The 14,166-nt window shown below is 41.4% G+C and carries 12 protein-coding genes; 8 read left to right on the top strand and 4 right to left on the bottom strand.

The window, feature by feature from the left end:
• Positions 1 to 5: 5 nt before the first annotated feature.
• Entirely contained in the window at positions 6 to 896 is an 891-nt protein-coding gene (gene rnhC / locus H7U02_RS05685) for a ribonuclease HIII (protein ID WP_073688626.1), read from the bottom strand.
• Between the two features lie 316 nt (positions 897 to 1,212).
• On the opposite strand from rnhC, the gene zapA reads away from it, so the two are divergent.
• Entirely contained in the window at positions 1,213 to 1,527 is a 315-nt protein-coding gene (gene zapA, locus H7U02_RS05680; RefSeq protein WP_004183554.1) for a cell division protein ZapA, read from the top strand.
• On the top strand, positions 1,524 to 2,066 hold the full coding sequence (locus tag H7U02_RS05675; RefSeq protein ID WP_110981008.1) for a CvpA family protein: 543 nt from the start codon (positions 1,524 to 1,526) through the stop codon (positions 2,064 to 2,066). The genes zapA and H7U02_RS05675 overlap by 4 nt, the downstream gene beginning before the upstream one ends.
• A 102-nt stretch (positions 2,067 to 2,168) precedes the next feature.
• On the opposite strand, the gene H7U02_RS05670 is transcribed toward H7U02_RS05675, so the two are convergent.
• Positions 2,169 to 4,517: an endonuclease MutS2 gene (locus H7U02_RS05670; RefSeq protein ID WP_110981007.1), complete on the bottom strand. Its 2,349-nt coding sequence runs from the start codon at positions 4,515 to 4,517 to the stop codon at positions 2,169 to 2,171.
• Positions 4,518 to 4,748: 231 nt separating this feature from the next.
• On the opposite strand from H7U02_RS05670, the gene polA reads away from it, so the two are divergent.
• From polA to H7U02_RS05655, 3 genes are all read left to right on the top strand, one after another.
• The gene (gene polA, locus H7U02_RS05665) at positions 4,749 to 7,388 is read left to right on the top strand and encodes a DNA polymerase I (protein WP_110981006.1); all 2,640 of its coding nucleotides are present in this window, start codon (positions 4,749 to 4,751) and stop codon (positions 7,386 to 7,388) included.
• A 416-nt stretch (positions 7,389 to 7,804) separates the two neighbouring features.
• Positions 7,805 to 8,902, top strand: a complete 1,098-nt coding sequence (locus H7U02_RS05660; RefSeq protein ID WP_207185657.1) for a DUF6287 domain-containing protein — start codon at positions 7,805 to 7,807, stop codon at positions 8,900 to 8,902.
• A 269-nt stretch (positions 8,903 to 9,171) separates the two neighbouring features.
• Entirely contained in the window at positions 9,172 to 9,372 is a 201-nt protein-coding gene (locus H7U02_RS05655; RefSeq protein ID WP_021143608.1) for a Blp family class II bacteriocin, read from the top strand.
• A gap of 143 nt (positions 9,373 to 9,515) precedes the next feature.
• Here the strand turns inward: H7U02_RS05655 and mutY are convergent, their stop codons facing one another.
• A complete protein-coding gene (mutY, locus tag H7U02_RS05650; RefSeq protein WP_002884244.1) occupies positions 9,516 to 10,667 on the bottom strand; it encodes an A/G-specific adenine glycosylase in 1,152 nt (383 codons plus the stop codon).
• Between the two features lie 1,167 nt (positions 10,668 to 11,834).
• Complete coding sequence (locus tag H7U02_RS05645) at positions 11,835 to 12,788, bottom strand: hypothetical protein (protein ID WP_002884801.1); 954 nt, start codon at positions 12,786 to 12,788, stop codon at positions 11,835 to 11,837.
• A 203-nt stretch (positions 12,789 to 12,991) separates the two neighbouring features.
• Here H7U02_RS05645 and rpsF point away from each other — a divergent pair, with 203 nt between their 5' ends.
• From rpsF to rpsR, 3 genes are read left to right on the top strand one after another with little or no spacing between them, the layout of a single operon-like run.
• Positions 12,992 to 13,282 carry a 30S ribosomal protein S6 gene (rpsF, locus tag H7U02_RS05640; protein ID WP_002884188.1) on the top strand — a complete coding sequence of 97 codons (291 nt, stop codon included), beginning with the start codon at positions 12,992 to 12,994 and terminating at the stop codon, positions 13,280 to 13,282.
• 11 nt (positions 13,283 to 13,293) lie between these two features.
• Positions 13,294 to 13,812 (top strand): single-stranded DNA-binding protein, encoded by a 519-nt coding sequence (locus H7U02_RS05635; protein WP_002891844.1) that lies wholly within the window; start codon positions 13,294 to 13,296, stop codon positions 13,810 to 13,812.
• A 41-nt stretch (positions 13,813 to 13,853) separates the two neighbouring features.
• A complete protein-coding gene (gene rpsR, locus H7U02_RS05630; RefSeq protein WP_000068665.1) occupies positions 13,854 to 14,093 on the top strand; it encodes a 30S ribosomal protein S18 in 240 nt (79 codons plus the stop codon).
• Positions 14,094 to 14,166 lie beyond the last annotated feature (73 nt).

Below are 14,166 nucleotides of genomic sequence, written 5' to 3'. Positions count from 1 at the left end.
CAGGGTTATTTTAAGCGTTGGTAGGCTTTTTTAGTATTGGCGAAATGATATTTAGCAGTAGCTTGGAGAGCCTGATCTCCGTAGGCTTGAAGAAGCTTGGCTGCGACCTGGTCGGACTTAGCACCAGCACCTGAAGGAAGAGTATAACCTACTTCTTGGCTGAGTTTATCCAGATTTTCCAGGAAGAGATTGCGGGCGATGATAGAGCTCACCGCGACAGCTAGGTATTTACCTTCGGCTTTTTCTTCTAAAGTAATAGGAAAGTCAAAGCGATTACGTTCGTTCTTGAGATATTTTTGATAATTTTTCTCGCTGGTGAAGGCATCGATGACAATCTTATCTGGTTTAGCACCTGATTGTAACAATAGGAAGATAGCCTGATTATGGAGGGCTACTTTAACGGACACAGCATTATGACTCTTACCGTCTCCAACCACTTCATTGTACTTTCTAGGCGAAAGAAGGAGTGCCTTGTGAGGAATTTTCTCCTCCAAAATAGGTGCAATCTGACGAATCTTGATATCGTTAAGATTTTTAGAATCATCAACTCCTAGAGATTTCAAAAAGGTATGGTCAGCTGGGGTAACTAGACTAGCTACAACAGCTAGACCACCAAAATAGGAGCCATTTCCGACTTCGTCTGATCCAATTAGGGCTATGTTTTGCCCATCAGGTGAATGCTTAGGTTCAGCTTGGTATCCAAAACGGCTAGCTAGGATTTCTGGCTTAGCACCTTGGAAAGTTACCTTTCCTGAAGTATAGGCGATGACACTTATTCCATCGACCTTGGCTGAAAAACTTGCATAAGGATTTTTAGTCGCAGTCGCATAGCTTGCTAGGTCCTTCTGGAGTGTCGAAATCTGCTCTGCTGTCATTTTTAATACGATTGTGCCCATGAAATCTATTTTAGCACAAAAAAGGAGAATTGGTAGATATTTTACAGACTCGGAATCCCTGAAAATTATTTTTCTAGAGAAGTGCAAAGTCTAAAATTTACGAAAGTTAAAATTTAGGATATAATGATTAGAAAGAGAATGCCTAACCCTGCTCTTTTTTCCACAATTAGAAGAAAAAGGTTGGCATTTAAGTGTCGAACACGCCTCAGAGTAAGTGTCTGAATCTTGCTAAAAAAAGGCGATATAAAAGCAATAAAATAAGGAGAAGCTGCGGTGGCGAATCCGTGACCACCATTGATTGGCAGCTAACAAGCAAATGGCAAATAAGAACCGTTACAAATTTCATTTTGGAGAGAAGAACCTCACGCTAACAACTGATAAGGATAACCTATTCATGGAAGAGGTTGAGCGTGTTGCCCACGAGAAATATAAAATTATCAAAGAGCAGATGAAAAACGCTGACAATGAAACGATTGCTATCCTAATGGCTATCAATTCTTTGTCGACTCAGTTGGAACGTGAAATCCAAGTTGAAGATATGGAAAAAGAGTTGGAAACGTTGAGAGCTAAGCAACTTGAACAACTTAAGGTCAAGGCGACAGCTACAAATGACGATGAGGATGACGCATGATTGGACTCCTTGTCTTAGCTATCGTGGCTTGGAATTTCTACATTGGCTACCGTCGAGGCCTCTTTATGCAAGCTTATTACGTGGTTTCAGTCATTATCGCCATGTGTGTGGCGGCCTATTTCTACCGGTCGCTAGGAGAGGCTATCAATCTTTGGGTACCTTATACCAATCCAACCAAGGATGCCAGTATAGCTTTCTTTAAAGATCAGAACATATTTTCACTTGACCGTGTCTATTATGCAGGTGTGGCTTATTTTGCTATCTACTGTATAGCCTATTATGGCTTACGCTTTCTTGGTATTTTCTTCCATTTTGTGAGAATTGAGCGACTTGATCAGAGACGTTACCAAGTGGTAGGTGGTGTCTTGGCCACCTTAGTGAGTCTTGTGCCTTTGACTATGTTGGGGAATATTCTTGCGACTGTTCCTATGAACAACATTCAAACGCTCTTGTCATCGAGCTGGGTTTTACGTATCTTGATTAATGGTTATTTTCCAGTTAGTCAGATTATCCAGCATTTGTGGACAAGTGTGATATAGAAAATAGAAGTCTTCCTTGATTAAGGGAGACTTTTTTTGTTCATTGTTTTGGTAGGATATGAAAAAGACCGGACACAAGGTCTCAGTCTTTCTTAACTATTTTTACCCTAAGGTTGCAATGGTACATCCGGAACCACCGGCACTTTGTGGGGCATATTCAAAACTTTTAACATGGCGATGACGGCGGAGATATTTGGTAACAGCATCACGGATGACACCTGTACCAATACCGTGGATGATGTCCACCTGACTCATGTTATTAAGTAGGGCTTGGTCAATAAAGGCATCAAGCTCTTGCATGGCTTCTTCGTAACGTTTCCCACGAAGGTCTAGACGGGCACGAGGACCGCCAGATAACTTTTTGGCTTTTTTAACCACGTTAATCTGTTTCTTCTTAGGTTGTTGGGCTTCCGCTTGGGCACGAACAAGAGTGAATTCATCCGCCTTGAGTGTCATCTTGATGAGACCTACCTGGGCTTCCCAGTTACCATTTTTGGCTTGATTGGTAAGGGTACCACGTTGACCATAGGCGGTAACAATGATATCATCTCCGATACGAGGGGCACGCGCAGCCTTTTCTTTCTTGGCCTTACGAAGGACTTTATTCTTAGAGAGTTCCACCTGTGGGGCAAGTTTCTTGAGTTTTCCTTTGGCGTCGATAACTTCATGAGGTTTGAGTTGACTCTTATCGTGGAGATTTTTGAGAATACTATTGCTCTCAGCCAAAGCGGTATCAACCATCTCTTGAATTTCTTTTTGAGCCTTTTCGAGTTCCTTGTCGTATTCATGGGAGAATTCGTTATAGAGTTTCTTGACCGCACGGTTGAATTTAAGGTTCTCTTGCTCCACGTCCTTGATGTGTTCCAGACGTTTTTGTGTTTCCACAGTTTGGGCTTCAAGTTGCTCGATGATACGGTTGACATCACTATCAGTATCAGTGAGGTTTTCTGCCTCCTTGACAATAATCTCATTCAAACCGAGGCGTCGAGCAATTTCAAAGGCATTAGAACGACCAGGAACCCCTTGCATAAAACGATAGGTAGGGCTTAAAGTCGCTGTGTCAAACTCCATGCTGGCATTTTCCACATGTTGCGTCTCAATCCCATAGGCCTTAAGCTCAGGATAGTGAGTGGTAGCCATGGTCTTAATCTGACTTAAACGGAGGTGCTCTAAGATTGCCATGGCTAGACTAGCTCCTTCCTGAGGGTCGGTACCAGCCCCGAGCTCATCGACCAAGACAAGACTGTTGCTGTCGGCAGCGTCCAGAATCTCGACAATGTGAGTCATGTGACTAGAGAATGTTGACAAACTCTGTTCGATAGACTGTTCGTCTCCGATGTCCGCAAAAATCTCTTGGAAAATGGCGACACGGCTGCCCTTATCAGCCAAAATTGGCAGACCAGATTGAGCCATTAGTTGTGCTAGTCCTAGCGTTTTAAGCATGACGGTCTTACCACCAGTATTGGGACCTGTAATGACAATGGCCGTGAGGTCCTCATCAAAGTGCAAATCGTTAGCTACAGGATTGACCAAAAGAGGGTGACGAACGTTAAGTAGTTGTAGTGTTTGGTTGTCACTAATCTTTGGAATAACCGCTTTTTTATCATGGAGATAGAGGTATTTTCCTCGAATGAAGTCCATGTGGCCCAAAATCCAAGCGTTGTTGGCAATTGCAGCAGCCTGTGGACGGAGTTGATCAGACAGTTCATGCAGGATACGAGCCATCTCGTGGCGTTCGTCTGCACGTAATTGTGTAATTTCTTCGTTAAGCTGGATAACGGCACGTGGCTCGATATATACTGTGTTTCCAGAGCTTGAGATGTCATGCACAACTCCAGCAATACGGTTACGGTAGGTATTTTTGACAGGAAGCACCGAACGGCCGTTACGACTAGCAATCAAACTTTCAGCCAACATGTGACCAGATTTCTTGAGAATGTCTTGCAAGGTCTGGCGAATGGCATCATCACAAGATTTGAGTTGACGACGGATGTTTTGCAACTCTGGGCTAGCAAAATGCTCAATAAAACCACCGTCATTGATGCTCTGAAGACTGCCTTGTAGACTTGGGAAGGCTTCAATCTTTTCGAAAAGACGTTTAAGGGCGATGAGCTCTACATTTTCAAGGTCAGCGTAAAAGCGACCAAGGTCAGCAGAAGCTTGTAGCACCTTCTTGATGGCAATGAGTTCCTGGATGTTGAGGTCAGCATCTAGTTCCAAGCGACGCAAGGGCTCAGAAATATGTCGCAAGCTACCAATGGCAAAGCCATGGTGCTCTACGAAAATCTCAGCCATTTCTTGAATTTCTGTAAATTGATTTTGAATTCTTTCTGGATTGGTCATAGGCACCAAGTCACGCAACTCCGCCTGAGCCTGTTCAGTCTGCAGGTATTCTGTGAACTGGTCCTTGACCTTGTTAAATTCTAATTGGTCTAAAATCTTTGTGTTCATAGCTCCTATTATAACACATTTGACTATAGGGGGGTGGAGGTGGGAAATGCTTGAGATAGTTTTATAAGCGGGCTTTTGTCATCAGATGTTGACTGGCTATTTTTACAGTTTATCTCTGAACAATTTTCCTTGAAGTTTTTTATTTTTGAACGACTATTTTACAAAAGAGTCTCCCTAAAATAAGAGATTTTCAATTAAAACCAATGCTCCCATCTATGCTATAATAAACCTATGACTAATCAGAAAAAATTACTCCTAATCGACGGTTCATCCGTTGCCTTTCGTGCCTTTTTCGCACTTTATAATCAAATTGACCGTTTTCGTAACAATAACGGCCTTCATACCAATGCTATCTACGGTTTCCACCTCATGTTGGACAACCTGCTTGAGCGTATCCAACCGACCCATGTTTTGGTAGCCTTTGATGCGGGTAAAACAACTTTCCGTACAGAGATGTTTGCGGACTATAAGGCTGGTCGTGCCAAGACTCCAGAGGAATTCCGTGAGCAGTTCCCTTATATCCGTGAGATGTTGGCTGCACGTGGCATCGCCTATTATGACTTGGCTCAGTATGAAGCAGATGACATTATCGGTACCTTAGCTAAGATGGCTGAAAATACCAGTGAGGACTACCAAATCACAGTTGTTTCTGGGGATAAAGACTTGATTCAGCTGACTGACGAAAATACAGTTGTTGAGATTTCGAAAAAAGGTGTGGCTGAGTTTGAAGCCTTCACACCTGACTACCTCATGGAGAAAATGGGGATTACTCCAGCGCAATTCATCGACCTTAAGGCCCTCATGGGTGATAAGTCCGATAATATTCCAGGAGTGACTAAGATTGGTGAAAAGACTGGTCTCAAGCTCCTCTTGGAACACGGTTCCCTTGAAGGTATCTATGACCATATTGATGAGATGAAGAAGTCCAAAATGAAGGAAAATCTCATCAATGACAAGGAAAAAGCCTTCCTTTCTAAGACCCTGGCGACTATTGATACCCAGTCTCCTATTGAAATTGGTCTCGATGATACGGCCTTTACGGGACCTGACCTTGAAAAATTGGCAGCCTTTTATGACGAGATGGGCTTTGTTCAGTTTAAAAATGCCCTTGGTGGCGAGGCTGTGCCACAAGATTTTGATGTGGCCTATGAAGAGCCTAGCCAAGTAACAGCGGATCACTTCAGCCTTGATGATTTCTTTTATCTTGAAATTCTTGGTGAGAATTATCACACTGAGCCTATCATTGGTTTTGCTTGGGGGAATGACAAGCAGATTTATGCGTCTACAGATACTGACCTCCTCAAATCAGAAGCCTTCCAAGTAGCTCTTTCTAAAGCTGTTAATATCTACGATTTCAAGCGTAGTAAGGTCCTTTTGAGTCATCTAGGTATTGACTTGCCTACAGCTAATTTTGATGCACGTCTGGCCAAGTATCTCCTCTCAACCGTTGAGGACAATGAATTGTCAACCATTGCCCGTCTCTATACAGACTTGCCGCTTGAAACAGATGAAGTGGTCTATGGTAAGGGGGCTAAACGTGCCGTTCCTGAAAAAGAGGTCTTGCTCAGCCACCTAGCTAAAAAAGTCAAGGTCCTTCAGGTAGCTAAACCTGTCATGCTTGAAAAATTGGCTGAACACGGCCAATCAGAGCTCCTCTTTGATATGGAGTTACCACTGGCAAATGTGCTAGCTAAGATGGAAATCGCTGGTATTAAGGTTAAGGGACAAACCCTTAACGAGATGGCAGTGGAAAACCAAGTAGTCATCGATAAATTGACCCAAGAAATCTATGAAATGGCGGGCGAAGAGTTTAATATCAACTCGCCAAAACAGTTGGGTGTTATCCTCTTCGAAAAGATGGGACTACCTTTGGAATACACTAAGAAAACCAAGACAGGTTACTCAACGGCTGTGGATGTCCTTGAACGTTTGGCACCAATTGCTCCAATCGTAGCTAAGATTTTGGAGTACCGCCAAATCACCAAGCTTCAGTCTACCTATGTCTTGGGGCTTCAGGATTATATCCTTAAGGATGGCAAAATCCATACCCGTTATGTGCAAGATTTAACACAGACAGGTCGCCTCTCATCAGTGGATCCAAACTTGCAAAATATCCCTGTTCGCTTGGAGCAAGGTCGTCTCATCCGTAAGGCTTTTGTCCCATCGACTGAGGACGCAGTGCTTTTAAGCTCGGATTACTCACAGATTGAGTTGCGCGTGCTCGCCCACATTTCGGGAGATGAGCATTTGATTGCAGCCTTTAAAGAGGGGGCAGATATCCATACCTCTACAGCCATGCGTGTCTTTGGTATCGAAAAGCCAGAGGATGTGACACCTAACGACCGTCGTAACGCCAAGGCTGTTAACTTCGGTATCGTTTATGGCATTTCTGACTTCGGTCTCTCCAACAACCTTGGTATTAGCCGTAAGAAGGCCAAGGAGTATATCGACACCTACTTTGAGCGTTATCCTGGCATCAAGGCCTATATGGATAATGTGGTTCGTGAGGCCAAGGATAAAGGATATGTAGAAACCCTCTTCCATCGCCGTCGTGAGTTGCCAGATATCAATTCTCGTAACTTTAATGTTCGCAACTTCGCAGAGCGTACAGCCATCAACTCGCCTATTCAGGGAAGTGCTGCTGATATCCTCAAGATTGCTATGATTAACTTAGACAAGGCTTTGGTAGAAGGTGGCTATAAAACTAAGATGCTCCTCCAAGTGCACGATGAAATCGTCCTTGAGGTGCCAAACGATGAACTTGTAGCGATGAAAGCCTTGGTTAAAGAAACCATGGAAGCTGCAGTCGAACTCGCTGTCCCACTCATTGCAGATGAGAATGACGGCCGCACATGGTATGAGGCAAAGTAAAACATGAAAGAAAATTTTCCATTTACCTACTTTCTCTTGCGTTACATGCTAGGATTCCTGGCCGTTGTCCTAGGTATCGTAGCAGTATTGGTGATTATCACCTACTTTATGAACAAGTAGAAATAGACAGATGAAAGCTGGACTGAGGTTCGGCTTTTTTTGATGCAGATATTTGTAAATGAAAAAAGAATCACTAATTAATATCTAGACATTTTAATCAAAACTCTAATTTAATTGGGGATGGAATTGTTGGGTTATAGTGAAAGCTATGATTATATAAGTGTTCTTGATAAATAAATATAAATTAATTTTTCAAAAAATACTTGACTTATCAACCATACAATTGTTAACATAATGTCAGAGAGATTTAAATGATTTAATATTTATATTAGGTCGTTTCTTATGAAAGGATTGTTATGAAAAAGAAATTAACAGGATTTGCGCTCTTATCAAGTTTGTTCTTGCTGACAGCTTGTAACGCAACAAATACGGGTGGTTCAGGCTCAGGCGACAGTGCTTCTAAGTCTGAGCAAGTGAGTGGCGATTCGTCCGAAACCGAGGAAGTGAGCTACGATGAGCTCTATGCTTCAGTCTTGGATCTCTATCGCCCTATTGCTTTGAACGGCGATACATCAGCTGTTCCAGGTGATCTTTCGTCTGACGAAGCTTATGCGACTAGCACTATTTTTGATGCTAAAAGAGCAGGAGAAAACGTGCAATATAGTTATGTAGACATCAACGATGATGGCTCAGCTGAGCTTTTGATTGGTACTCCTGACAGTGTTCATGCTCTTTATTATCTTGATAATGATGATAAGCCTGTATTTGCCAAAAGTGCTGGAACCTTTGCCAAGGGTGGTTACTTGAGTACCATGAAATTTTATAAAGATGGTACGATTTACTGCCAACAATTCCAGCGTATGAGACCTGAGGCCAAGGCTGAGACCTATGAAATCAAGGATGGCGCCTTTAACCAACTTCAATCAGTTGATTTCAGTATGTCTGAGACAACTGATGGTGCAAGTAAGGTTGGCTTAGGTGACGCCCAGACTCTGGATTTGTCTTCCGAAGATTGGTATGACTTTGACGACTCAGGTAGCGACGAGACAGAAGCAAGCAGTAGCGACAGCAAATCAAATAAAGAGACTGGTATGGACATCAATGCTATTCAGAATGGTGATTTCTCAAGCATCGCTGGAACTTGGAAGAATGGCAAGGGCTATACGATGACCTTTGATAAAAATGGGTTAGTAAGTGATACTGAGAAGGTAGGAATTGAATATGGTAAAATCACTGATGGCTTTTTTAAAGCAGGACTTGTACCAAAAGAAGTTGGTCCTGGAGGTGGAATGATTGCATTCTTACCCAAAGGAGTAGCCTTGACCGGTTCTGTAACATCATCACCAAATGAGAAAGCTGATGATCAGTCAGATAAAAGTAAGGACCGCATCTGGAGTGGTCAGTCAATTTATGGCACCACTGACGACAGTTACTTCTTCTATAAAGTCGATTAATAATTTTCAAGCCGAAACTTAAACGTTTCGGCTTTTTTGTCCTCCATAGTGACATTTATGTCACTATTTTTTATTGGCCATCTTACCTATAATAAAAGCATAACTTAAGGATATAACTGAGAGCTAGCGACAGTTGTCTTTAAAATGAAAGGAGATAGAATAGACAGTTAATTTTAGGATATCTCTTAGTGATTAGTGAGGACACTAAGAGATTTGCAACTCACAATTACCATAAATAGAAAAATTAGTATTAATAAGGAGAAAATATATTGAAAACATCAGAAATGACACAACAAGTATTGACACATCAGGAATTATCAGTGGTTGTAGGTGGTGGATGTAGTTGGAACAATGCAGCTAAGGCAGCCCTCGGAACAAGTATCACGGGTCTTATCACTAGTGGCCCAGGAGGAGCTTTATTGGGATTAGCTGGAGGAGCAGTAAGTTACGGAGCGTTGTGTTGGGTATGATTGAATTTTTGATGTCAAAAAATGTGACTTATTTGGAATTGTTTTATATCTTTCTGGGAGTAGTTCTTTCAAAGGTATACCTTGCTTTGCGTGGTCGGAAGCACAATAAACTTGATGCATAAGAAAAAGGGTAGCACTCAATGCTATCCTTTTTTGCTGTCTTTATAAGTTTTAATCATTTTCTTCTGTGGTGTGGCCATTGGGAACTGGTCGAAGTCCTCAGCCGCTACCCAGCATAGCTCCTTATCGGTAGTGAGTTTGTCGTCATTAACGCTACCTTCTACCATCTCGATGGTCCATTTTTGGTGGCTGAAGGTATGTTTTACAGGTGTAAAATAACTGCTCGTCCACTCTGGTTTGAGGGCATAATTTTCCTCAAAAATAGCCTTTTGAGAGACTGTCTCGAGAATACTATCATCTTTTTCAAAAAGGCTGAGTTGTTGGCTAATAAAGTCCGTTTCCATGATAGGGAAGGACCAGAAACCACCTAGCAGACGACCCTCGATATTTTTTTCGAGCAGAAATTCACCCTTTGCATTTCTGATAATAAAAGCCTGAATTTGCATAGGTTTAGGCTTCTTCTTAGGTAATTTTATGGGGTATTTATCATAAGTTCCGTTGAGATAGGCTGCACAGAAAAAGCGAATTGGGCTTTCGTCTGGTCTCGGATTTTTAGCTGATTCGATATCAGTTCCAAGGTCCATAAGCGCCTGATTAAAGTCACCTGGACGGTCAGGGTCAATCAAAATGTCCATAATTGCTTGGAAAATCTTACGATTTTTGGCGTCTCCGATATCGTAGTTAACCTCAAAGAGACGAGCCATGACTCGCATAACATTACCATCAACAGCGGGTTCTGGGAGCCCAAAGGCGATGCTAGAAATCGCACCAGCAGTATAAGGCCCTATGCCCTTGAGTTTGGCAATATTGTCATAAGTATCTGGAAACTGACCATCAAAGTCATCCATGATTTGTTGAGCAGCCTTTTGCATATTTCGGACACGTGAATAGTAACCTAGCCCTTCCCAAGCTTTGAGAAGCTTCTCTTCAGGAGCCTCAGCCAAATCCTTAACTGTTGGGAACCAGTTTAAAAAGCGCTCGTAATAGGGAATGACGGTCTGAACCTGGGTTTGTTGTAGCATAATTTCGCTAATCCAAATATAGTAGGGATTTTTAGTTCTACGCCATGGTAAGTCTCGTTTCTCTCGATCGTACCAGTCCAGGAGGGTACGACGAAAAGAGGCGATTTTCTCAGCATCCCACATGATAATGCCGTATTCTTTTAAATCTAACATGTCTCTATTGTAGCAAAGAAATCTTTTTTCAAAAAATCATGCGTTTTTCTGTTAAAAAGATTGACAAAAGTAAGCGTTTACATTATACTAAGAGTGTAAAGAAGATAAGGATTCATCAAGGAGGTAAAAGCCATGGTGAGAGTCAATATTTCAAGGTACAAAAACGGAGACTAAGATCTCTAAATAAAACAGTAGGCAAAACAAGTAACTTTACCAATCATCTCTGAGGAGCGTGACCGCATGACAGTAGGACGTTACAAGAACGGAGATTAATTCAGTCGCATAAAATAGCTACAAGGGAGTGATACCACCAGAAGTCGAAAGCCAAACTCAAATCTGTTAACTTAAGAAAAAGTGAGGTAAAGCTCATGAGAAATGTTAGTAGGTATAAAAATGGAGACACTTAGGTTGTTGCGTAAAATAGCCTAAGGAGTGATACCCATGCCAAACGAAACGTAAATCCTATATTCTTAAGATGAACGAGGTGAGTTCATGAAAAATATCAGTAGGTATAAAAACGGCGATTAAAAATGTTGCATAAAATAGCTACAAGGGAGTGATACCACCAGAAATCGAAAGCTAAACTCAAGATTAACGTCAAAAAGTGAGGTAAAGCTCATGAGAAATGTTAGTAGGTATAAAAACGGAGACACTTAAGCTGTTGCGTAAAATAGCTTAAGGAGTGATACCGATGCCAAATGAGTAAACTATCGACAAAAGTTAAATGCTTAAATCTTGTAAAAAAGTACCGAGGTGACGCTTATGTTGATGTTTGATGTAAGTCGTTATAAGAACGGCGACAAGTAAGTCTCATTGAGTGGTCAATGGGGAGATAGGTCTCAAATCATACGAATCAGAGGTGATTACTATGATGATGAATTTAGGACGTTATAAAAATGGAGACACTTCAAGTTATTGCATAAAATAGCTTAGGGAGTGATACCAATGTAATAGAAAATTTACAATACAAAAATGTTATTTGTAAGTTGATGGAGGTAATCTATGATTGCTAGGTATAAAAATGGTGACACACAATGACTCCTCCTTATGAAAATATTTTTTACAAAATTCCAAAAGGATGTTCTAATGACAATTGAAGAATCTTAAAAGCTCATTCTAGCGTGTAAGAATGAGCTTTTTGATATGTTGGATTTTAGTGAAAGACTCTTAATCCTTATTATTCAACTGGACCTCTCGTAGGAGAGCCAGTCTTTTTTGTTCTTCGACTAGAGCCATAAAGATTTGGTACTGTTTCTGGAGATGTGGCAGGAAACTTTTAGGAACCTTGTTATCAAAGCTTAGGTTGTCTAGAAATATGGGGGCGCTACTGTCTCTATAGATTTGCCCTTGGAAGAAGTAGTTGCCGGTAACGATGTCAACTGAGATACGTGAAGAACGCCATCGGCGTTTGCGCATGTACTTAGGTTTCCAACGAATCTTAAGCTGCTGGTCCTTGATGTACCAGCCCATGATGTCTATTCTAGCGGTCTGTTTCGTTTTGTCATCACAGTAGGTTACTGGGACGCTTAAAACCTGTTGGCTTCTTGGTGAGGTTAAGAAGGGATGAAAATCAGGAATGAAGTCGTAGTCCTTGCTGGATACTTCCGATAGACCGTTTTCTTCTCGTATTTTGCCACGATTGGTGTACTTGAAGAAGTCAAAACTCTTACCTTGTCTTTCTAGTCGATTAGCCTCTAATTGATATCTTGTCACCTGATCACCGATATTTTTAGTCGTCTTGAGGTAGCGCATGATTTCAGCATCCTTGTAGTAAAGAGCGACCAGATTTTTAAGATGCTGGCTAGAATCCAGAGAGTATAACTCGTCTGGAAAACTCAAGATTTGAATGCTGTGGACAGCAGCTAAAGGGACAGCAGCGATACCTGATAGGAGATTGTCTTTTTTAAAGAGAGAGACAGTATCGAAATGACTGGTGTGACCAAGCTGATGTGTCATATCGACAACAAAAAGGTTGTTGTCCTGTTTGAAAGTGATAATGTAGGCATCACTCGGACCTAGGTTTTGAAAATCATATTCTAGGGAGGTAATAGGGATATTATAGTAGTGGTTAAAGGTTGGAAGCCCTAGTTTTTCCCCTAATTTCTTTTTATGATAAAGCATTCTCTTATTTTAGCATGAAGTTTAGTCAGAGAAAAGATAACGCATAGGGCTTAATTTTTTTCTGAGAGATTCAAATTTCTAACTCTTTACTTTTTCCTTGCATTATCCTCCAAACTTTGGTAGAATTATATCTTGTGAGTGCACCTCACTTACTCGTGGCGAAAGACCATGAGTCATTAGACCAAAAGAGGAGGAAAATATCAATGGCTAAATACGAAATTCTTTATATCATTCGTCCAAACATTGAAGAAGAAGCTAAAAACGCTTTGGTAGCACGTTTCGATTCTATCTTGACTGACAACGGTGCAACTGTTGTTGAATCAAAAGATTGGGAAAAACGTCGTCTTGCATACGAAATCCAAGATTTCCGTGAAGGACTTTACCACGTTGTTAACGTTGAATCTGATAACGATTTTGCTCTTAACGAGTTTGACCGTCTTTCAAAAATCAACGGTGACATTCTTCGTCACATGATCGTTAAACTTGACGCGTAAGAAGGTAGATTATGATTAATAATGTCGTACTCGTTGGTCGCATGACCCGTGATGCGGAACTTCGTTATACACCAAGTAATGTTGCAGTTGCTACATTCAGTCTTGCAGTTAATCGTAACTTCAAGGGTGCTAATGGTGAACGTGAAACTGACTTTATTAACTGTGTTATCTGGCGCCAGCAAGCTGAAAATTTGGCTAACTGGGCTAAGAAAGGCGCATTGATTGGAATTACAGGTCGTATTCAGACTCGTAACTATGAAAATCAACAAGGTCAACGTGTTTACGTAACTGAAGTTGTCGCTGATAATTTCCAAATGTTGGAAAGCCGTGCGGCACGTGAAGGTCACAGTGGTGGTTCTTACAACGCTGGAGGATTTGATAATTCAAATTCATTCGGTGGGGGAGCTTCAACTGGTGGTTCATTTGGTGGATCACAACCTGCACAATCTACACCAAACTTCGGTCGTGACGAGAGTCCATTTGGTAATTCAAATCCAATGGATATTTCAGATGACGATCTCCCATTCTAAGAATGGACAAAACGAATTAAATATATAAAGGAGAAATAAACATGGCTCAACAACGTCGTGGCGGATTCAAACGCCGTAAAAAAGTTGATTACATCGCAGCTAACAAAATCGAATATGTTGATTACAAAGATACTGAGCTTCTTAGCCGTTTCGTTTCAGAACGTGGTAAAATTCTTCCACGTCGTGTAACAGGAACTTCAGCTAAAAACCAACGTAAAGTAACAACAGCGATTAAACGCGCTCGCGTTATGGCACTTATGCCTTACGTAAACGAAGACTAAAAATAATGCCCTCGACTGAGGGTGTTTTTTTCTGCCTTGATTTTGTGGTTTTTTTCTTTTTAGGCTTGTGTGC

Source organism: Streptococcus sp. 3.1 (genome assembly GCF_016648915.1).
Classification (GTDB): Bacteria; Bacillota; Bacilli; order Lactobacillales; family Streptococcaceae; genus Streptococcus; species Streptococcus salivarius_E.
This window is presented reverse-complemented; position numbering and strand designations above follow the sequence as displayed.